The 18,682-nt window shown below is 67.4% G+C and carries 18 protein-coding genes and 1 pseudogene; 7 read left to right on the top strand and 12 right to left on the bottom strand.

The window, feature by feature from the left end; genetic code table 11:
- The first annotated feature begins 72 nt into the window (after positions 1 to 72).
- Entirely contained in the window at positions 73 to 1,278 is a 1,206-nt protein-coding gene (locus tag BN971_RS08895; protein ID WP_085183126.1) for an amidohydrolase family protein, read from the top strand.
- Between the two features lie 15 nt (positions 1,279 to 1,293).
- Here the strand turns inward: BN971_RS08895 and BN971_RS08890 are convergent, their stop codons facing one another.
- Complete coding sequence (locus BN971_RS08890; protein WP_085183127.1) at positions 1,294 to 1,800, bottom strand: DUF421 domain-containing protein; 507 nt, start codon at positions 1,798 to 1,800, stop codon at positions 1,294 to 1,296.
- A 34-nt stretch (positions 1,801 to 1,834) separates the two neighbouring features.
- Positions 1,835 to 3,022 (bottom strand): phosphatidylserine decarboxylase, encoded by a 1,188-nt coding sequence (locus BN971_RS08885; protein ID WP_085183128.1) that lies wholly within the window; start codon positions 3,020 to 3,022, stop codon positions 1,835 to 1,837.
- Between the two features lie 174 nt (positions 3,023 to 3,196).
- On the opposite strand from BN971_RS08885, the gene BN971_RS08880 reads away from it, so the two are divergent.
- Positions 3,197 to 3,550 carry a hypothetical protein gene (locus tag BN971_RS08880; RefSeq protein ID WP_372511932.1) on the top strand — a complete coding sequence of 118 codons (354 nt, stop codon included), beginning with the start codon at positions 3,197 to 3,199 and terminating at the stop codon, positions 3,548 to 3,550.
- Positions 3,551 to 3,553: 3 nt separating this feature from the next.
- Here the strand turns inward: BN971_RS08880 and BN971_RS08875 are convergent, their stop codons facing one another.
- Genes BN971_RS08875 through BN971_RS08865 form a run of 3 tightly spaced genes read right to left on the bottom strand, consistent with a single transcriptional unit; the run spans position 3,554 to position 5,884 of the window.
- The gene (locus tag BN971_RS08875) at positions 3,554 to 3,877 is read right to left on the bottom strand and encodes a hypothetical protein (RefSeq protein WP_085183130.1); all 324 of its coding nucleotides are present in this window, start codon (positions 3,875 to 3,877) and stop codon (positions 3,554 to 3,556) included.
- A gap of 1 nt (position 3,878) precedes the next feature.
- On the bottom strand, positions 3,879 to 5,369 hold the full coding sequence (locus BN971_RS08870) for a molybdopterin-dependent oxidoreductase (RefSeq protein WP_085183131.1): 1,491 nt from the start codon (positions 5,367 to 5,369) through the stop codon (positions 3,879 to 3,881).
- Between the two features lie 14 nt (positions 5,370 to 5,383).
- Positions 5,384 to 5,884, bottom strand: a complete 501-nt coding sequence (locus BN971_RS08865; protein WP_085183132.1) for an oxidoreductase — start codon at positions 5,882 to 5,884, stop codon at positions 5,384 to 5,386.
- Between the two features lie 202 nt (positions 5,885 to 6,086).
- On the opposite strand from BN971_RS08865, the gene BN971_RS08860 reads away from it, so the two are divergent.
- Positions 6,087 to 8,099, top strand: a complete 2,013-nt coding sequence (locus tag BN971_RS08860; protein WP_085183133.1) for a SpoIIE family protein phosphatase — start codon at positions 6,087 to 6,089, stop codon at positions 8,097 to 8,099.
- On the opposite strand, the gene BN971_RS08855 is transcribed toward BN971_RS08860, so the two are convergent.
- Positions 8,087 to 9,316 carry an acyl-CoA dehydrogenase family protein gene (locus BN971_RS08855; RefSeq protein ID WP_085183134.1) on the bottom strand — a complete coding sequence of 410 codons (1,230 nt, stop codon included), beginning with the start codon at positions 9,314 to 9,316 and terminating at the stop codon, positions 8,087 to 8,089. The two genes, BN971_RS08860 and BN971_RS08855, sit on opposite strands and share 13 nt — an antisense overlap.
- Positions 9,313 to 10,464: an acyl-CoA dehydrogenase family protein gene (locus BN971_RS08850; protein ID WP_085183135.1), complete on the bottom strand. Its 1,152-nt coding sequence runs from the start codon at positions 10,462 to 10,464 to the stop codon at positions 9,313 to 9,315. The genes BN971_RS08855 and BN971_RS08850 overlap by 4 nt, the downstream gene beginning before the upstream one ends.
- A 193-nt stretch (positions 10,465 to 10,657) precedes the next feature.
- Between BN971_RS08850 and BN971_RS08845 the strand changes: the two are divergent.
- Positions 10,658 to 11,477 (top strand): annotated as a pseudogene (locus BN971_RS08845) (hypothetical protein).
- Positions 11,474 to 12,103, top strand: coding sequence for a hypothetical protein (locus BN971_RS08840; protein WP_372511957.1), 630 nt, complete (start codon positions 11,474 to 11,476; stop codon positions 12,101 to 12,103). The pseudogene BN971_RS08845 and the gene BN971_RS08840 overlap by 4 nt, the downstream one beginning before the upstream one ends.
- 139 nt (positions 12,104 to 12,242) lie before the next feature.
- Here the strand turns inward: BN971_RS08840 and BN971_RS08835 are convergent, their stop codons facing one another.
- Genes BN971_RS08835 through BN971_RS08825 form a run of 3 tightly spaced genes read right to left on the bottom strand, consistent with a single transcriptional unit; the run spans position 12,243 to position 14,844 of the window.
- The gene (locus tag BN971_RS08835; protein ID WP_085183136.1) at positions 12,243 to 13,418 is read right to left on the bottom strand and encodes an amidohydrolase family protein; all 1,176 of its coding nucleotides are present in this window, start codon (positions 13,416 to 13,418) and stop codon (positions 12,243 to 12,245) included.
- A complete protein-coding gene (locus tag BN971_RS08830; protein WP_085183137.1) occupies positions 13,418 to 14,464 on the bottom strand; it encodes an amidohydrolase family protein in 1,047 nt (348 codons plus the stop codon). The genes BN971_RS08835 and BN971_RS08830 overlap by 1 nt, the downstream gene beginning before the upstream one ends.
- A complete protein-coding gene (locus BN971_RS08825; RefSeq protein WP_085183138.1) occupies positions 14,461 to 14,844 on the bottom strand; it encodes a Rieske (2Fe-2S) protein in 384 nt (127 codons plus the stop codon). The genes BN971_RS08830 and BN971_RS08825 overlap by 4 nt, the downstream gene beginning before the upstream one ends.
- A 131-nt stretch (positions 14,845 to 14,975) precedes the next feature.
- On the opposite strand from BN971_RS08825, the gene BN971_RS08820 reads away from it, so the two are divergent.
- Positions 14,976 to 16,211, top strand: coding sequence for a cytochrome P450 (locus tag BN971_RS08820; protein ID WP_085183139.1), 1,236 nt, complete (start codon positions 14,976 to 14,978; stop codon positions 16,209 to 16,211).
- Positions 16,212 to 16,222: 11 nt separating this feature from the next.
- Positions 16,223 to 17,380: a Zn-dependent alcohol dehydrogenase gene (locus BN971_RS08815; RefSeq protein ID WP_085183140.1), complete on the top strand. Its 1,158-nt coding sequence runs from the start codon at positions 16,223 to 16,225 to the stop codon at positions 17,378 to 17,380.
- Here BN971_RS08815 and BN971_RS08810 read toward each other — a convergent pair.
- Entirely contained in the window at positions 17,377 to 18,159 is a 783-nt protein-coding gene (locus BN971_RS08810; protein ID WP_085183141.1) for an SDR family NAD(P)-dependent oxidoreductase, read from the bottom strand. The genes BN971_RS08815 and BN971_RS08810 overlap by 4 nt on opposite strands.
- On the bottom strand, positions 18,156 to 18,596 hold the full coding sequence (locus BN971_RS24985) for a VOC family protein (protein ID WP_169718669.1): 441 nt from the start codon (positions 18,594 to 18,596) through the stop codon (positions 18,156 to 18,158). Before BN971_RS24985 ends, BN971_RS08810 begins: the two co-directional genes overlap by 4 nt.
- Between the last annotated feature and the right edge of the window lie 86 nt (positions 18,597 to 18,682).

Genomic DNA, 18,682 nt, shown 5'->3' with positions numbered 1-18,682 from the left:
CTACACCTTGTTGCGCAATGGTGGTAACGTCATTACCACCACCTGAGATCAAGCCTCTGCAAGGAGATCGCCATGCCGTCCCGCGAACTTCCCTTCCCGGTGTTCGACGCCGACAACCACATGTACGAGCCGCAGGAAGCGCTGACCAAATTCCTCCCGGACAAGCGCAAGAACGTCATCGATTACGTGCAGGTGCGGGGCCGCACCAAGATCGTCGTGCGCGGGCACATCAGCGAATACATCCCCAACCCGACGTTCGAGGTGGTGGCCAGGCCGGGCGCCCAGGAGGACTACTTCCGCAACGGCGCACAGGGCAAGACCTACCGCGAGATCCTGGGCGAGCCGATGAAGGCCATTCCCGCGTTCCGGGAGCCCGGCGCCCGGCTGGAGGTCATGGACGAACTCGGAATCGACTACGCCCTGATGTTTCCGACCCTGGCCAGCCTGGTCGAGGAGCGCATGAAGGACGACCCGGAGATGACCCACGACGTCATCCACGCGCTCAACCAGTGGATGCACGAGCAGTGGTCGTTCAACTATCAAGACCGCATCTTCGCCACCCCGGTGATCACCCTGCCGATCGTTGAGCGCGCGCTCGAAGAGCTCGAATGGTGCCTGGAGCGCGGTGCCCGCACCGTGCTGGTCCGCCCGGCGCCGGTGCCCGGCTACAAGGGCAGCCGGTCGTTCGGCCTCGAGGAGTTCGACCCGTTCTGGCAGGCGTGCATCAAAGCCGGGATTCCGGTCTCGATGCACGCCTCCGACAGCGGCTACTCCGAGTTCGCGAACGTGTGGGAGCCCGGTGACGAGTTTCTGCCGTTCAAGCCGACCGCCTTCCGCAGTTTCGCGATGGGCCACCGGCCGATCCTCGACGCCATGGGTGCGCTGGTGTGCCACGGCGCGCTGTCCCGCAACCCCGAGCTGCGGATCCTGTCGATCGAGAACGGCGCCGACTGGGTGCCGGACTTGTTCAAGGGCCTCAAGGGCGTTTACAAGAAGATGCCGCAGTCGTTCAGCGAGGACCCGATCGAGGCGTTCAAGCGCTGCGTCTACATCACCCCGTTCTGGGAGGACCGGTTCACCGAGATCGTGAAGATGGTGGGCACCGACCGGGTGCTGTTCGGATCCGACTGGCCGCACCCCGAAGGCCTCAAGGACCCGATCTCCTTCGTCGACGAGCTCACCGACTTCGAGCAGGAAGACGTCGCCAAGATCATGGGCGGCAACCTGATGAAGCTGATGAAGGTGTCCGAGCCCTCGAAGAAGCCGGTCTCGGCCTGACGGCGACGCGTTGGACTAGGACTGCCGGTCCGACTTTGGTGTGCCCTCGCCGAAAACGGAGACCACACCTTTGGTTTCGAAGAGGGCGAGCCGGATCTCGTCCGGTGTCCGGTGCCCGTGCTGGCGCAGAATCGCGTCCAGGTCGGCCTGAGTAAGCCTGCATCGCTTGAGGTTTCGCCGGTCGATTTCGCCCTCGCGGATCAGCACCCGCACCGGCGGGTCGACCAGGCGGCTCACCCAGGGGATGAAGCGCAGCCGGGCCACCGTGTCATGCGCGGCGATCAACGCGATCAAGACCGCCGTCCCGGTGAACCACGACGTGTGAGGGGCCGTGGCGGTGCGGCCTACCACGGCTCCGACCGCGACGGCGGTCACCCAGTCAAAAGGCGTGAACTCGGCGATGGTTCGGCGCAGCGTCAGCCGGAACGCGGTCAACGCGGTGAGGAACAAGGCGAGAGCCTTGAGCGCCGCGAACGCCGCCGGCCGCCAGCCGTCGAAAAATTGAAGTAGCAGATCGCGCATCCACCTCACCTGCCCCTCGTCAGCAGCGCAACGCTCAGCGCCTCACGGGGCTGCAGCGGGCTATGGGCGTACCGACGAGTCGGTAGTCGGCGCCGGTGTCGATGTCCGGGTCGACGCCTTCCTGGAACAGCACGATGATGTCCGAGCCGCCGAACTGGAAATAGCCGAATTCTTCGCCCTTGGCCATGTGGCTGCCCTCGACGGCGCTCAGCACCACCGACGACACGTGCGCCATCCCCACCGGGATGACCGCGACGATGCCGATGTCACCCCCGTCGGACTCGGAGGTGTCGATGACGACCACGCCCCGGTTCTGGAAGAACTCGTAGCCGGTGGTTGCCGCGTCGCTGGAGTTGAAACCGTGGCCTTCGATCGACACCTGCATGAAGACCTGGCCGCTGATGGTGAAGGACTCCTTGACCGAACCCGCCACCGGCAGGTGGTAACGGTGGTACGACGACGCCTGCAACATGTAGTGCACAAACGTTCCGCGGCAGAAGCTCTCGCTGTAGGCACTGCCGTCGATCAGCTGCTTGATGTTGCCGAAGGTTTGAGCCTTGACCCTCGTCGGCGGCACGTTCGAATCGGCGTCGATATCGTAGGCGCGCTGGAACACACAGTCGGCCGGTGAGGTGGCCACCAGGTTGTTGACGGGTTCCGCGATCGGACGCAGCCCGCCGTTGAGTTGGCGGGCGAAGAACTGGTTGTAGGTCAACCAACCACTGGGCGAGTTCGGCTTGCCGTCGATCAACGATTCGTGGACGCGGTATTCGGGCGCCAGGTCGACGAATGACCGCAGGGTTTCTCGGCTGAACGACTCCGGCGTGTCCAGGAAGTCGCCCCAGCGCCGGGCGAAATCGGTCATCCAGCCGCGGAAGCTTGCCGAGTTTTGCGGTGCCCCGCCGTCGACCTCCTGGTCCACCAGAAAAAAGAAATGTGCGATCCGGTCGTTGACCTCCTCGGCGTACCTGTGCTCCGGTGTCGTCTTCTCCCACGCTTTTGCGTTCGACTGGCGGGGCACCCACCGGATGAACGACGTGAGGTAGTGCTCGTACTCGTCGATTGTCCGGGGCCACTCGAGCGCCGCGAACAGGTCGGCATCCAGGTCCGCCTCGGCCGCCTCCCGGGCCTTGACCAGCGACCGCTGAAGCTGATCGGCCAGCCCCACTTCCTTTCCGAGCAGATCCCTGAGGTCGTCAAGAATGGCATCGCCATGGCTCATGTGGGCCTCCCGGTCTGGACGTTTTCGGCGCAGGACCCGACAGACATACCCGCGTGCGGCCGGGGTAACCGGGCGAGGGCCGGTGTAGCCAGGGAACTCGTGGGTACTCACCGGCGCATCCGAAGGTATGCACGCACCGCGGCGGTGCGTCGGTCGTAGGGAGTCCGGATGAGCATGGCGCCGGAAAGCCGGGAACTGATCGCCATCGACGACGACGTCGAATTCCTCACCGAGCAGATCGCCGCGCTCAAGAGCCTCGGCGCGCGCGACGAGGTCGACGACGAGGACGCCTACGACCTGAGCATCCGATGGGGCGCCGCGCTCGCCGGCCGGCTCCCCCGCATGGCGCACTACAGCTCGCGCGGCCAGCTCGATGACGCCGACGAGCGGCGATTTCAGTCGCTGTGCGACGAGTTGCGCGCGATGTCGCCGCTGATCGAGAGGTTCAAACTGGCCCGGCCCGAGCTCGCTGATACGCCCGCCGGCGACCGGCGCGCAAGTCAGCGAAAGCGGCTGTTTCGCCGATGACGATCAGGCGATCGAGGAACGCAGCGACATCGCCAGCTCCTGCTGATCCTCCGAAAGGAAGTCGCTGCCGCACAAGGTGATTGCGGATCGCGGCTTGGGGCACTCGGGGTTGCGACAGGTCAGCGCCACCATGTAGGCGTCGGCCTGTTCGTCCAGAAACAAAAAGCCCATGATCAGCGCGTGACCGACGGCGAAATCCGTTGCGCCGCAGGCCTCGCAATGGCCGCCCTTCGCCGCGATCTGCTGGCGTACCCGCTCACACGCGGCGGAATCGAGGGCGATCAGCTCGGGCCGTAAGTCGGGGTGCCCGGTGGCGTCATCGGTCATGTCAGATCTCCACGTCCTTGTCGTAGTACACGCGGTCCTCGCGCCAGCCACCCGCGCCGTAGCCGATGCCGGCGAAGTCCTTGACGAATTCGATCTGGTTGATCCACTTGGTCATCTTGAAACCCACCTGGGTTTCCACCCGCAGTCTTAGTGGCGCGCCGTGCTTGATCGGCAGCGGCACCCCGTTCATCTCGTAGGCCAGCAGCGTCTGGGGCTTGTGGGCGAACTCGAGGTCGAGGACCTCATAGAACTGACCCCCGCCGTGCGAGGCCGGCTCGTCGGTGCTGTTGTCCTGCATGCTCAGGAAGCAGATGTATCGCGCCTCGGGCAACGGCCGCACCAATTCCACCAGCTCACGCAGGTGCACTCCGGTCCATTCGCCGATGCTGGTCCAGCCCTGCACACAGTTGTGCAGGACCCGCTGGGTCTGCGGCTCACCCAGCGACCGGATTCCGGCCAGATCGAGGATCACCGGGTTCTCGACAAGGCCGCCTACCCGCAACCGCCAATCGACGAAATTGTGGACCGCCATGACCTTGTACTGGGTGCTCGTGGGGGGCTTGCCGTTGACGCGGTGCTGCTCGGAGATCTTGCTTGCGGGGTAGTTCTGCCGGGAGTTCAGGGGCCGCAGCAGCAGGAGACGCACGGCGGTGACCACCGAACCGAGGACCCGCTGTACGGTGCGGGGGCTGCGGTGACTCCAGCTCGTCGCCGCCCAATGGATGGCGACGATCACCCCGATGATCGCCAACGACAGGGCCGTCGACCAATAGATGTTGCGGACGGAGCCGAAGATCATCAGCGCTGTGAGCCTGCCCCAGCCCCAGAAGAAGATCATCGACAGGTGGATCACGATGAACACCAGGAATGCGAGCAGACCCAGGAAATGCAGGCTGCGAGCCCACTGGCGTCCGCCCCACATCTGCACGTACCACGGGAACCGCGCCTCGATGGCCGGCGATTGGGCTGCCCCGGTGAGTATTAGGAAGGGTGCGAGGAGGAAGACGACGCCCGCATAGGTCAGCTTCTGGATGGCGTCGAGGGGCTCACCGGGTAACACCGACGGCAGGTTGAAGGTCAAGTAGGTGACGATGTCGTTCCAGGCGTCGGCGAAGATGGACCACGAGTCCGGCCAGTACCGGTGCCACTGGCCGGTTGCGAACAGCAGGATGTAATACGACAGCCCGGTGAGAATCCAGCCGAGCACGGCCACAAAGTGCCAGTGACGTCCGATTCCCAGCTGCGCATGGCCGGGCAGCGAGATGAGCGGGTGATAGTCCTCCTCTTCGTCGAGGGTGTCGTACAACCTGTCGCGCGGAAGCTTCTTGCGGGAGAACACGGCCCATTCGGTGCCGGGTTTGCTGTCGTCGTGCCAGTACAGCTTGGGATGGGTGGACAGAATTTCGATGCCGCTGCGGATGAGCAGGGTCAGGAAAAGCACGTTGAGCCAGTGGTCAACGCGTAGCCACACCGGATAGTCGAGCGTCGTCATGAGCGAGATCCCACTTAGTCGGGCCAGTTCCGTCGTTGCGGGTAAGCCACGTTGATGCCCGACAGCACGGTCGTGTGCACCGCGATGAAGCCGGCCGCCAGCGCCATCGCCAGCGTTCCCGGCGCGACGTCCCAACGGTCGGTCAACGCGCTCAGTCCCGGTAAAGCGACGAACCGGCTCACCAGGTAGACGGTGAGAAACGCCGTGCAGAGCAAGCTTCCGAGGACCCAGCCAACCTGCGGGACAAAGGCGTTGCGACCGACGACCATGGTGCCGGCGGCGGCCAGGCAACCGACCATCAGCAGCCCCGCGTAGACGGCGAAGTACCCGGGCACGGCCGGCATGGTGGCCAACAGGTAGACATGCACGGCGAGGACACCCGACAGGAGCGACACGCCCAACGCGGTCACCGTGCGGGGCAACTCGAAAGCGACCCAGCCGTTCAACGTGAGCACCGGTGACGACAGGACACTGCGCAAGATCGCGTTCGCCTGCTTTGGTCCGCCGCTGGCCATAGCTGCGAGGTACCCGGCCCTACAGGCCACAAACGGCCGATGACGGTCCCTTCGCGCGCCCGTCGGGGCCCCGGAATTTCGATGCTTCGAGCGCCCGGCACAACTTGATACTGTGAATATCGGCGTGTGCAGATATGGGGAATCCGACGTGATCGCGGGTGTCGGGTCGGGAATCGCACCATCCGTAGGAGGGGCGGCCAACATGCTGGCCGGCGAGGATTGGGACAGCACCGTGGGCGCGGCCGGCGACGTGCGGCGCGTCTTCGAGAACGTTCCGGCGATGCTGATCGGCCTGGACGGGCCCGACCACCGGTTCGTCGCCGCCAACGCGGCCTACCGCGCCCTGAGCCCGTCGTTGGCGCCGATCGGGAAGCTCGCGCGCGAGGTCTATCCCGAGCTGGAGAGCCAACAGATCTACCAGATGTTCGACCGCGTGTATCAGACCGGGGAGCCGCAATCCGGGCGGGAGTGGCGCCTGCAGGCGGACTTCGACGGCTCGGGATTCGAGGAACGGTTCTTCGACTTCATCGTCACCCCGCGCCGCCGGAGCGACGGGACGATCGAGGGGGTCCAGATCCTCTTCGGCGACGTGACGAACCGGGTCCGGGCCCGGTCGGACGCGCAGGCTCGCATGGACGAACTGGCCGAGCGGTACCGCAACGTCCGCGACTCGGCGACGGTGATGCAGCAGGCGTTGCTGGCGCCGACCGTGCCCGTTGTCCCCGGCGCCGACATCGCCGCGGAATATCTCGTCGCCGCGCAGGACACCGCGGCCGGCGGTGACTGGTTCGACGCGGTGGCGTTCGGCGACCGGCTCGTTCTCGTCGTCGGCGACGTCGTGGGGCACGGCGTCGAAGCCGCCGCGGTGATGTCGCAACTGCGCACCGCCCTGCGCATGCAGATCCTGGCGGGGCGCTCGATCGATGAGGCGCTCGAGGCGGTCGACCGCTTCCGTGAACACGTGCCGGGCTCGAAGTCGGCCACCGTGTGCGTCGGCTCGCTCGACTGGGCCACGGGCGAATTCCGCTACTGCACCGCCGGACACCCACCGCCGCTGCTGGTGAGCGCCGACACGAAGCCTCGCTACCTGGAGCCGTCCGGTGCCGGCCCGTTGGGCAGCGGCACCGGTTTCCCGCTGCGCTCGGAAACCCTCGAGGTAGGTGACACGGTCCTGCTCTACACCGACGGCCTGATCGAGCGGCCCGGTCGCCCGCTCGCCGCCAGCACCGCGGAATTCGCCGACCTGGCGGCACGCGTCGCCGCGGGGCAGGGCTTCGTCATCGACTCCCCCACCCGCAAGATCGACCGCATCTGTTCGGAGACCCTGGAACTGTTCCTGCGCTCGACCGGCTACAACGACGACGTCACACTGCTTGCGGCGCAACGTCGCACGCCTCCGCGGCCGCTGCGCCTGACGCTGGAGGCCACCGTCCGGACCGCAAGGGCGGTCCGGGTCCGACTTCGAGAATGGTTGTCCGACATCGGCGCCGACGCCGGCGACATTTCCGACGTCGTGCACGCCATCTCCGAGTTCATCGAGAACGCGGTGGAGCACGGGTACGCGAACACCGCTCCCGACGGCGTCGTCGTCGAGGCGTCCCTGTCGGGGGACGGCAACCTGCGTGCGTCGGTGAGCGACCGCGGCAGGTGGAAGGACCACCGCGAGGGCGCGAAGGGCCGCGGGCGCGGGCTTGCCATGGCCGAGGGCCTGGTGTCGCAGGTGACGATCAGCCACGGGGACGGTGGGACGACCGCCAGCCTGACGCACCGCCTCTCGCGTCCGGCGAAGTTCGTCACGGATGCCATGGTCGGCCGGGCAACCTCACCCCGGCCGGCGGACGCCGAATTCGCGTTCGTGGTAAGCAAAGCCGGGCACATCTTCGTCAGCGGCGAGGTCGACGCCGGCACGGCTCCCACCTTGGACCGCCAGATTGCAGTTGAAAGCCGTTCCGGCATAGCGTCTTTGACCATCGACCTGGGCGGGGTGACCCACCTCGGGTCTGCGGGTGTCAGCGCGCTGGCGGCCGCGGTCGAGCGCGCGCGTCAGCGCGGGGGCGAGTGCGTGCTGGTCGCGCCGCCCGGGAGCCCGGCACATCACGTCCTGTCGTTGGTCCAGCTGCCAGTGCGGGCGTCCGCGGCCGGCGATGATGCCGGAAGGCTCGTCACCCAGGAGCCCGAGGAGGAGGGCGGGGCGGGCAGCGGTCAGCGCGTCTGACCGTGCCGCACCTGGTTGAACGGCACGCCGCGGTCGGCCGCGTATTCCCGGGGGAATCCCAGCACGCGCTCGCCGATGACATTGCGGGCCATCTCGGTGGTGCCCCCGCCGATGGCGACCGTCTGCCGCGAGAGGTAACGCAGGCCGGCCTGCAGGCCCTCGCCGGGTTCGCCCACCACGCCGGCGCTTCCCGCTATCGCCATCGCCGTGTCGATCTCCAGCATCACGGTCTCTGCGTGGAACAGCCTGATGAGCGTCCCGGCGGCGGGCGGCAGGGTCCCGTCCCGGACGCTGCGGTACACATGGCCGATCAACTGATCGGCCACGGCACGGTGCGCCAGCGCCCTGCCGGCCATCTCGCCAACGCGGTCGTCGTCGGCCTGTCCGGTCTGCTCCGCGAGGCCGACGTAGTCGACGGGAATCGCGTTGCCGCCCTCGCTGCCGCTGCCGCTGGCGAACTCCGAGCCCTGCCCGACCGCCCGACGCTCGTGGTAGAGCTGCCGTGACGCCACCGCCCAGCCGCCGTTGACCTCGCCGACGACGGCGTCGTCGCCGACGTCGACCTCGTCGAGGAACTCCTCGCAGAACTCGGTGGAACCGCTGAGCATGGTGATGCGGCGCAACGTGATTCCCGGATGGTTGATCGGCACCAGGAACATGGTCAGGCCCTCGTGTTTGGGCACCTCCCAGTTCGTGCGGGCCAGACACAATCCATAGTCGGCGCCGAACGCGCTGGTGCTCCAGGTCTTTGCGCCGTTGAGCACCCACCGGTCGCCCCGGCGCTCGGCCCGCGTGATGACACCCGCCAGATCCGATCCGCCGCTGGGTTCGCTGAGCAGTTGCACCAGCACCTCGTCGCCGCGCAGGGCCGCCGCGATGTGCCGCCTCTTCTGTTCCTCACTGCCGGTGTCGAGAAGCGTGGCGCAGCAGATGGTGAACGTCGGGATGTTGAGGATCAGCGGCATCTCGTACCGCAGGGATTCGGCGTCGAAGGCCTGCTGGTACTCGTAGTCCAGCCCCAGCCCGCCGTACTCGCGGGGGAAGCAGATGCCCGCGAATCCCCCTTCATATAGCCGCTTTTGGAGCTCCCGTGCCCGTTGCCAGGACCGCTCGGCGTCGCGTGGGGCGGGCGGCGGGGAATCGGGGTCGATCGGCGGCAGGTTGTCGGCCAGCCACACTCTGGCCCGGGCGGTGAACTCTGCAACGGATTCGCTCATTTGGTCACCCGTCCCGCCTTCTCGGCCCGGTACACGAGCAGGTTGTGTTCTTCCGGCGTCCCGAAGGTGGAGCGATACAACGTGACCCGGCGCAGGTACAGGTGCAGGTCGTGTTCCCAGGTGACGCCGATCCCGCCGTGCATCTGCACGCAATCATGGACGATCCGGCCGGCCGTCTCGCCGACGTAGGACTTGGCGATGCTGGCCGTCAGGGCGGCGGTCGGAGAGCCGGCGGACACGTCGGCGACGGCCGCGGTGGTGGTGGCGCGGCAGGCCTCGAGCCAGAGCTTCATATCGGCGAACCTGTGTTTGAGTGCCTGGTAGGACGCCAGCGGGCGACCGAATGTGTGCCGGTCCAGCGCCCATTGGACGGTGAAGTCGAACACCGTCTGCAGGATGCCGACCACCTCGGAGCATTGCAGGACCGCGGCGATCTGGGCCTGCCGCTCGACGAGCGCGGGTGTTTCGGCGGCGCTGCCCACCGCGGCCGACGGCTCCACCACGACGCCGTCGAAATGTACCCGGGCGTATTTCTTGACCAGGTCGACCGATTGCTGGGGCTCGACGCGCACCCCGGGGGCGTCGGTGGGGACCAGGAACTGGCGGAGGTCTTCAGAATTCGGCCCGCAGCGGGTCACGACCAGCAGCACGTCGCTCTCGGCGGCGGCCTCGACCCGGTCTTTCGAGCCGTCGATGCGATAGCCGGCGTCGGTCTTCGTGGCCGACACGGACGGATCCGTCGGCGCCCAGCCCCGGCCCGGCTCGCAGACCGCCCATGAGGCAACCGTTTCCCCCGACATCAGCGATTCGATGGTCGCGGCGTGGGCTTCGCGGTCGGCGCAGCCCGCCAGCGCCGACAGCACGACGCTGACCGGGTAGAGCGGCCCGGGGGCCACCGTCTTGCCGAGTTGCTCGGCGACCGTGGCAAGGTCGGCCAATCCGTTGTCCGACACGCTGCCCCCGCCCAGCTCCTCGGGAACGAGCAGTCCCGTCCAGCCGAGCTCCGCGGCGCGCCGCCACCACGCCGGATCGAAGGACTCACCCTGCGAATGCAGCTCCCGGACGCGCCGCAGCGGCGCTTCTTTCTGCAGAAAGGCTTCCGTGGTGGAGGTGAAGAGTATCTTTTCGGGAGTGTCGACAGCGGTCATGATGCCGGCGGGATCGTTTGGGGCAGTCGATCGCTGCCGCGAAACACGCAAGGGAGAAGGTTGGGGTGGTTGATCATCCGCCTGATCGGTTCTGGTTGTCGCGATTCGCTGGCGACTCCGATGTTACCAACGCGCCATACGGTAAGAGATACCGGAGTGCGGTCGATAACGATGCCGACGAGCGGTGAACGCGATGGCTGAAGTGGACGACCAAGAGGAAGAGCCGGTCACGTCGAAGGCCGACGCCCTGGCACTCATCGAGGAGGCCGAAGCCGAAGCGGCGGAGGCCGAGCGAGGCCCTCGCCCTGGCGGACGCGGCCGAGGATTACGGCGACGCGGCCGCGGCGGCCGCCGACTCCGCCGATGATGAGGACGAGACGTACTACGAGGAACCCGCCGACCAGGATTACGCCGAGTATTACGACGAGACGCCCGGCGACGAGTTGCACGGCACCGGCGCCGCCGAGGACGACGAGGCCTTTGAAGACGAGGACGCCCCCCCGCCGACGGGCTGGCGGCGCTGGGTCCCCTCGCCGGCCGCGGCCGCAACGGTGGCCGCGGTCGTCCTCGTCATCGGCTTCGCGGCCGCCAGCACGTACATGGTGCTGCAACATCGCGACGCAACCCGCCAGCAGCGGCACGAAGCCGAGTACGTCGCGGGCGCCAAGCGGGGCGTCGTCAGCATGATCTCGCTCGACTTCACCAAGGCCAAGGCCGACGTGCAACGCGTCATCGACACCTCGACCGGCCCCTTCAGGGACGACTTCCAGCGTCGCGCAAACGATTTCATCGCGGTGGTCGAGCAGTCGAAAGCCATCACCGAGGGCACCGTGAACGCGGCCGCCGTCGAATCAGTGGGGGACGATTCGGCGGTGGTGCTGGTGGCGGCGACCTCGCGCGTCACGAATTCCCCGCCAGGCAAGGAAGAGCCGCCCAAAATATGGCGGCTGCGGGTGACCGTTGCCGACGAGGGCGGAAAGTACAAGATGTCGAAAGTTGAGTACGTACCGTGACCGACGAGGTACGCGACACCGCGGCCGAACCCGACGAAATGAGCGGGGCGGCAGACGAACCCGCGGACATCGACGACGCGGCCGAGCCGGAGGGCGACGACGCCGGACCCGCCAGGCGGCGCCGCCGGCGCCTGTCGCCCGCGGTGCGCAGAGTCGGATACGCGGTGCTGGCCGTGCTGCTGCTGAGCTCCGGAGGCGCGGCCACGTGGCTGTACTTCAAGCAGTACCGGCCCGATCAGCAGACCGACGCCAGCGTCAAGCTGGAGGTGGCCAACTCCGCCTCGGACGGCACCACCGCCTTGCTGTCGTACTCATCCGACTCGCTCGACCAGGACTTCGCGAACGCCAAATCGCACCTGGCCGGCGACTTCCTGACGTACTTCAACGACTTCACCCAACAGATCGTCGCCCCGACCGCCAAACAGAGGTCGCTGAAGACGACGGCACACGTGACCGGTGCCGCCGTCACGGAACTACATCCGGATTCGGCCGTCGTGCTGGTGTTCATCGATCAGACCACGACGACCAAGGACAATCCCCAGCCGCTGGTGGCCGCGACAAGCGTTCTGGTGCATATGAACCGGATCAACGGGAACTGGCTGATCACCAAGTTCAACCCGGTCTAGGCCCTCGCCGCTACATCGCGAACACGCGGCGCAGGGCCCGCGCGTGCAGGGCCCGGTTCTCCCGGGTGACCACCCAATCCGGGACCCGTCCAATCGATTCCGGTGGAAATCCCGTCGAGGTAGACCCGCGCCCGGCGGGTCAGTCGCCCGCGGGCCCCTCGGCGCCGCGGCGCTCCCCGGGCAGGGCCTTGACGGTCGCCGGGAGCCCGTACAGCGCGGTCGCGTTGCCGCGCATGATGCGTTCGCGCTGCGCGGCCGGGAACCGGTTGATCGCGTAGGTGGGCGAGTCGTAGCTCCAGTGCGGATAGTCCGTGGAGAACATGAGGTTGTCGCCCAGGTCCATCATTTCCAGGTACTCCCGGAACCCGACGGTGTCGGCGTCCTCCAGCGGTTGGGTGGTGAAGCGGACGTGTTCGCGCACGTACTCCGACGGGCGGCGACGGACGTGCGGCAGGTCGCCGCGGCGAGCCTCCCAGATCCGGTCCATCCGCGACATCACCGGCATGGCCCAGGTGAAGCCGCCCTCGATGAACACCACTCGCAGGTCGGGGTGGCGGTCGAACGCTCCGTCGAACACCAGGCTCATCAGGTGCGACACGTACAGCAGCGGCCAGGACGCGAAGAAGTCGTGCCAGTGGGCGGGGTTGCCGACCGGGTAGAGCGGGATCAACTCGAACGGCGTCTGACCCATCAGATGGGTGGCCACCGGCAACCCGTGTCGCGCCGCTGCCTCGTAGAGCGGGTCGAAATGCGGATTGCCGAAAGGGATTCCGCGGGTCTGCGGGGTCATCAGCACCTGCGCCATGTAGGGGTGGCCCGCCCAACGCTCCACTTCCCGGGCCGCCTGCTCGGGCGTCTGCGCGCTGACGCTGATCGATCCCCGCCAGCGGCCGTGCGCGTTGTGCTCGTCCAGCCACACATCGGCGAGCCAGTCGTTGTAGGTGGACTTGAGCACGTGCTCGGCCTGCGGCAGTTGCGCGTCGCACATCGGCTCCAGCGAGGCGATGCTGACGCCGGCGTCGACCAGCAATTGCTTGGCGGCGAAGTCCGGGTCGCTGCCGGCGACGCCGCCGCCCGGCGGGGCGGCGTCCAGGCGCAGCGACATCGTCTTGTACGACTCCGGGGTGTCGTAGAAATGCGGCACGGGCGTGACCGCGTTGCCGGTCGGCCAGATCTTGTCCACCCATTCGGCCGGCGCGTAGGACTTCAGCACGTCGGCGGAAACCGGCAAGGGATGGACGTCGGTGTCGACGATGCTGACCGCGATGTCGTCGTCGCGGCCGGTGGCCGATTCGACCCGCTCGATGGTGGTCATCAGACACGCTCCTTGAGTCCGTAGAGTTCGCCGGCGTTCGCCCACAAGACCTTGCGCCGCTGGGCGGCATCGAGCCCCTCGGTGACTGTCTCCGGCCCGGAGGTGGACCAGTGCGGGTAGCCCGACCCGTACATCAGCAGGTCGGACTTGCCGCTGAAGTCCATCCAGCGCGCCATCTTGTCCGCCTCCGTCGGCCCGTCGAAGGCCGATGAGCAGAACCGGACGTGGCCGGGCAGGTATTCGCTGGGGTAGCGGTCCACCCAGGGCGTCTGGTCGCGCATCGACAACCAGAACGTGTCCAGCCGCCACATCAGCGGCGTCAGGATGTCGTAGCCGCCGTCGGCGAAGACGAACTTGAGATTCGGATGCCGGCCGAACATGCCCTCGACGATGAGCGTGGCCAGGTGCACGAAGTAGTTCAGCGGCATGAACGCCGCGTAGCCCGGATAGGTGTGGGCGTGCCCGGCGAAGGTGGGCGGATGGTCGACGCCGTTGCCGCCGTTGATGTGCACCGCGACCGGCAGCCCGTGGGCGGCGGCGGCCTCCCAGATGGGTTCGAACATCGGCTTGCCGTAGGGCTCGCGGGACTGCATCGGGACGCCGACCTGAACCATCTTCGGGTGGGCGGCCAGGCGCTCGATCTCCGCGACCGCCCCGCGGGGGTCCTCGGGGTTGACGCGGATGGTGCCCAGAAACCGGTTGGTCGGGTCGGGCTCCAGCCAGCGTTCGAGCAGCCAGTCGTTGACCGCGGCGCAGATCCTGCTGTTGAGCAGGTAGTCGGCGATGTTGCCGCGGGTCATCGGGTTGAGGACCGCGTACTGCACGCCGTGGTCCTCGAAGAGGTGTCGGCCGACCGTCTCGGGATCGGATCCCGGGTAGTGCTCCCCGTAGAGGTCCGCGCGGTAGTCGCCGCCGGGCGCCTGGTACCACTGCTGCTCGACATCCGGGATGGACCGCAGCTTGTGCGGATCCGGGAGGTAGCGGCGGATCTCGGCGTTGTAGCGGAAGTGCGGTTGCACATTGGTGTCGATAATCGGTGCGCTCATGCGATCAGGTACACCTCACCGTCGGTGACATCGACGCGATAGGTGCGGACGCGGCGCCGCGGATCGGCCACGTTTTGCCCGGTCGTGATGTCGAATTCCCAGTTATGCCATGGGCATCGGACGATCTGCCCGTCGCGGACGCGGCGCATCCCGTCGGGCGCTTGCGGATCGAATTCGTTGGTGCCGCCGATCAGGCCCTGGCACAGCGGGGCGCCCTCGTGCGAGCAGTAATTGACGATCGCGTACAGCGCGCCCGCCACGTTGTAGACGCCGACGCCGAACTTTCCGACGTCGACCAACTTCATCTCGCCGGGCGGCAGCTCGTCGATCGCGCACACGAAACGCCGCTCCGCCACCTGAGATCTCACCGCCTTCGCCATCCCCGCGATCCCATCCTGTGCCCCTCGCCCACCCGCGACAAGCCCCGTTGGGCTTCCTTGCTATTTATATTATGATAGCGAAAATCCCGCTGTACCCAATCGGCCTGATCGGCCGCTCAGGAGGAGCGCTGATGACGCTCGGCACCGACCGATTCGACGGCGACAGCCCGGCCGTCACCCTCGACCTCACCGGCGAAACCAGCCCCTACCCGTTCTTCGAACACATGCGTCGCACCGACCCGGTGTGGCACGGCTCCCTCGGCGACCCCGAGCAGATGCCCGAGGAGCTGCGCCCGAGCGACGAATGGGTCTTCTTCGGCTACGACGCCGTGCATCGCGCCTTCCGCGACGACCGGATCTTCACCTCGGCCGCCTACGCCAAGACCATCGGGCTGGTGATGGGCCACACCATCCTGGCGATGGGCGGCAAGGAGCACCACGATCACCGCAGCCTGGTGGCCAAGGCTTTCCGCGCCACCGCGCTCGAACGCTGGGAGCCCTCGGTGATCGGACCGGTCTGCGACCGGCTGATCGACGAGTTCAAGAACGACGGCCGGGCCGACCTGGTGAAGGCGCTGACGTTCGAATTTCCCACCCGGATCATCATGACGTTGCTCGGGCTGCCCCCCGAGGACCTGGACCTGTTCCGCCGGCTCTCACTGGACCTCATCTCGATCCAGACCGACATCATGGCGGGGCTGAACGCGGCGGCCGAGCTGCACGGTTACTTCCTCGAGCAGGTCGAGCAGCGGCGCCACCAACGCACCGACGACATCATCGGCGACCTGGTCGCCGCCGAGATCGACGGTGAAAAGCTCAGCGACGAGGCCATCATCGCGTTCCTGCGACTGCTGCTGCCCGCCGGGCTCGAGACCACCTATCGTTCGTCGGGCAACCTGCTGTACCTGCTGCTCACCCACCCCGAGCAACTGGCGATGGTCACCGCGGACCGGTCGCTGATACCCGTGGCCATCGAAGAGGCCCTGCGCGTCGAGACCCCGCTGACCATGGTCATGCGGACCACCACCGAAGAGGTCGAGGTCGGCGGGAAAGTGATCCCGGCCGACGCGCAGATCGACCTCTGCATGGGCTCGGCCAACCGGGACGAGACCCGCTGGCCCGACCCCAACACCTTCGACATCACCCGCCCGCGCCAGGCCCACATCGCCTTCGCGGGCGGCATCCACATGTGCCTGGGCATGCACCTGGCCCGGCTGGAGACCCGGGTGATGCTCAACAGCCTGTTCGACCGGGTCGACGGTCTTGCCCTGCTCCCCGACGACGGCACCGGGGAGGAGTCCAGGATCGTCGGCCTCACGTTCCGGTCCCCCAACAAGCTTCCGGTCTCCTTCTCACCGGCGGCATGAGGAGCCACGCCATGAAAACCCGCGGAGCGATCCTGCACGACGTCGGCGGCCCGTGGTCGGTCGAGGAGTTCGAACTGGACCCGCCCCGCGCCGGGGAAGTCCTGGTTCAGATGGCCGCCGCCGGGTTGTGTCATTCCGACGACCACATCCTCAAGGGCGACATGTCGGCGCCCAACGAGGTGATGGAGTCCTTCGGGCTGCCGACCATGTTCCCCACCGTCGGTGGCCACGAGGGCGCCGGCGTCGTGCACCAAGTGGGCCCGGGTGTAACGGATTTCGCCGTCGGCGACCACGTGGTGATGTCCTTCGTCGCGGTGTGCGGCCAGTGCCGGTGGTGCGCGACGGGCATGGAATACCTGTGCGACGTCGGCATCGGCACGATGGTGCCGGGAATGCCGACCGACGGCACCTTCCGGCATCATACCGCCGATGGCCGTCCGCTGGGCCATCTGGCCAAGGTCGGCGCTTTCGCCGAATACACTGTGGTATCGGTGAATTCGCTCGTCAAGATCGACCCGGACCTTCCGCTGGTGCCGAGCGCGCTGCTATCGTGCGCGATTCCGACGGGCTACGGCTCGGCCGCGAACCGCGCCGGCGTGCGCGGCGGCGATGTCGTCGTCGTCGTCGGCGCGGGCGGGATCGGGACCGGCGCGATCCAGGGCGCCCGCATCAACGGCGCCGCGCAGATCGTCGCCGTCGATCCGGTCGAGTTCAAACAGAAGTCGGCGTTGCGGTTCGGCGCAACCCACAGCGCCGGGACGATCGCCGAGGCGAAGGACCTCCTGCGGGACCTGACGCGCGGGGTCATGGCGGACGCGGTGGTGGTGTCGCCCTCCCTGATCACCCCCGCCGACGTCGGCGAAGCGCTGACGCTCACCCGCAAGGGCGGCACCTGCGTGCTCACCGGGATGACATCGCAACTGACCCGCTCGGTCAAGATCGACCTGCAGGAATTCATCCTGATGAACAAGACGCTGGCGGGCACCATCTTCGGCTCGTGCAACCCGAAGGCGGACATCTCCCGGCTGGCCGGGCTGTACCGGACCGGCCAGCTCCAGCTCGACGAGATGATCACCAAGCGTTACCGCCTCGACGATATCAATAGGGCCTACGCCGACCTGCTGAACGGCGAAATCGTCCGCGGGGTCATCGATTTCGGGATCGGTTAGGCCTCTTTCGCCTTTTCCTTCTGGTCCCGTAGCTCTCTCATGCGCTTGAGGCGCAACAGCTTTTCCAGCTGACCGTAGGCGTCGATCGGACTGTGCAGGGCCAGGCCGCCGTCGGCGTGCACCACCTGCCCTGTCACCCACGGCAGTTCGAGCACACCGAGGATGGCGGCGGCCACGTCGGTGGCCTCACCGACCCGACCGAGCGCCGTCCGCCTGGCGATGCCATCCACCCACCCGGGCCACACCCCGGGGTCGGGCAACATCGGGGTCAGCGTGACGCCGGGCCCGACGGCGTTGACGCGGATGCCGTAGGTACCCCACTCGGCGGCGGCGACCTTGACCAGCATGTCCACGCCGGCCTTGGACACGCAGTAGGCGCCCATGTCGCGGTCCGCCACGGTGCCGCTGATGCTGGACACGGCGACGATCGACCCCTCCACCCCGGCGTCGACCATCGCCCCCGCCGCCGCGCGCAGGGTCAGCCAGGTGCCGGTGAGATTCACCGACAGCACGCGCTGCCAGTCGGCGGGCGCTTGTTTCAGCAACAGACCCGACGGTCCCGACGACCCGATACCGGCGGACGTCACCACCCGCGTGGGCACCCCGTGCTCGCGCACCGTCTGCTCCATCGCCGCCGCCACCGCGTCGGGGTCGCTGACGTCGCAGACGATGTCCGCATCGTCGAGGTCCCACACCACGACGTCGTCGCCGGCGTCGCGGAGCCGTTGCGCGACCTCGCGCCCGATGCCCGAGGCGCCACCGGTCACCAGGGCGGTCACTGCGCCGGCCCGATCAATTCGACCAGTACGCCGTCGGGTGCGGTGATGACCGCCATCGCGACCGCCTTTCCCCCGGGAGCGGCGACCGTGATGCGCCGGACACCCTCGATGAAGCCCAAAGCTCGCAGCGCCGACAGGGTTTCGTCCACATCGCGTTGCAGCGAGAGCAGGAAGAACCCGTGCCTCGGTGTTTCGGATGCGGCTTGCGCCGGGCCGGCGCCCGGCATTTCCACCAGCTCGACGATCCCGCTCTCGGGCGTCTTCGGGTCACCCAGAAAGATCGATCGCAACGAATCGCCCGCCGCGCCGAACAACTCGGGCCAATCACCGGTGAAGTGATGGTCGAACAGCTGGCTCAGGCCCAGGCCGTCGCGCCAGAATCGCAGCGATCGTTCGACGTCGCTCGTACAAATCGCCGAATGGTGAACACCTAGCACGAGCGGAATGCTAGTCCCCGCCCGCGGCGGCCGGACGGGTGGCCGCGTCGCCCATTGCCCGGCCGAGCGTGAAGCCGGCCGCACGC

The sequence above is a fragment of the Mycobacterium bohemicum DSM 44277 genome, assembly GCF_001053185.1.
Taxonomy (GTDB): Bacteria; Actinomycetota; Actinomycetes; order Mycobacteriales; family Mycobacteriaceae; genus Mycobacterium; species Mycobacterium bohemicum.
The sequence above is the reverse complement of the archived record's forward strand: the minus strand, read 5'-3'. Positions and strand labels throughout refer to the sequence as shown.

What these genes read in the sequence shown, in the direction of transcription:
- BN971_RS08895 (WP_085183126.1), top strand. Translation starts at nt 73, where the DNA reads ATGCCGTCCCGCGAACTTCCCTTCCCGGTGTTCGACGCCGACAACCAC.
- BN971_RS08890 (WP_085183127.1), bottom strand. Translation starts at nt 1,800, where the DNA reads ATGCGCGATCTGCTACTTCAATTTTTCGACGGCTGGCGGCCGGCGGCG.
- BN971_RS08885 (WP_085183128.1), bottom strand. Translation starts at nt 3,022, where the DNA reads ATGAGCCATGGCGATGCCATTCTTGACGACCTCAGGGATCTGCTCGGA.
- BN971_RS08880 (WP_372511932.1), top strand. Translation starts at nt 3,197, where the DNA reads ATGGCGCCGGAAAGCCGGGAACTGATCGCCATCGACGACGACGTCGAA.
- BN971_RS08875 (WP_085183130.1), bottom strand. Translation starts at nt 3,877, where the DNA reads ATGACCGATGACGCCACCGGGCACCCCGACTTACGGCCCGAGCTGATC.
- BN971_RS08870 (WP_085183131.1), bottom strand. Translation starts at nt 5,369, where the DNA reads ATGACGACGCTCGACTATCCGGTGTGGCTACGCGTTGACCACTGGCTC.
- BN971_RS08865 (WP_085183132.1), bottom strand. Translation starts at nt 5,884, where the DNA reads ATGGCCAGCGGCGGACCAAAGCAGGCGAACGCGATCTTGCGCAGTGTC.
- BN971_RS08860 (WP_085183133.1), top strand. Translation starts at nt 6,087, where the DNA reads ATGCTGGCCGGCGAGGATTGGGACAGCACCGTGGGCGCGGCCGGCGAC.
- BN971_RS08855 (WP_085183134.1), bottom strand. Translation starts at nt 9,316, where the DNA reads ATGAGCGAATCCGTTGCAGAGTTCACCGCCCGGGCCAGAGTGTGGCTG.
- BN971_RS08850 (WP_085183135.1), bottom strand. Translation starts at nt 10,464, where the DNA reads ATGACCGCTGTCGACACTCCCGAAAAGATACTCTTCACCTCCACCACG.
- BN971_RS08835 (WP_085183136.1), bottom strand. Translation starts at nt 13,418, where the DNA reads ATGACCACCATCGAGCGGGTCGAATCGGCCACCGGCCGCGACGACGAC.
- BN971_RS08830 (WP_085183137.1), bottom strand. Translation starts at nt 14,464, where the DNA reads ATGAGCGCACCGATTATCGACACCAATGTGCAACCGCACTTCCGCTAC.
- BN971_RS08825 (WP_085183138.1), bottom strand. Translation starts at nt 14,844, where the DNA reads ATGGCGAAGGCGGTGAGATCTCAGGTGGCGGAGCGGCGTTTCGTGTGC.
- BN971_RS08820 (WP_085183139.1), top strand. Translation starts at nt 14,976, where the DNA reads ATGACGCTCGGCACCGACCGATTCGACGGCGACAGCCCGGCCGTCACC.
- BN971_RS08815 (WP_085183140.1), top strand. Translation starts at nt 16,223, where the DNA reads ATGAAAACCCGCGGAGCGATCCTGCACGACGTCGGCGGCCCGTGGTCG.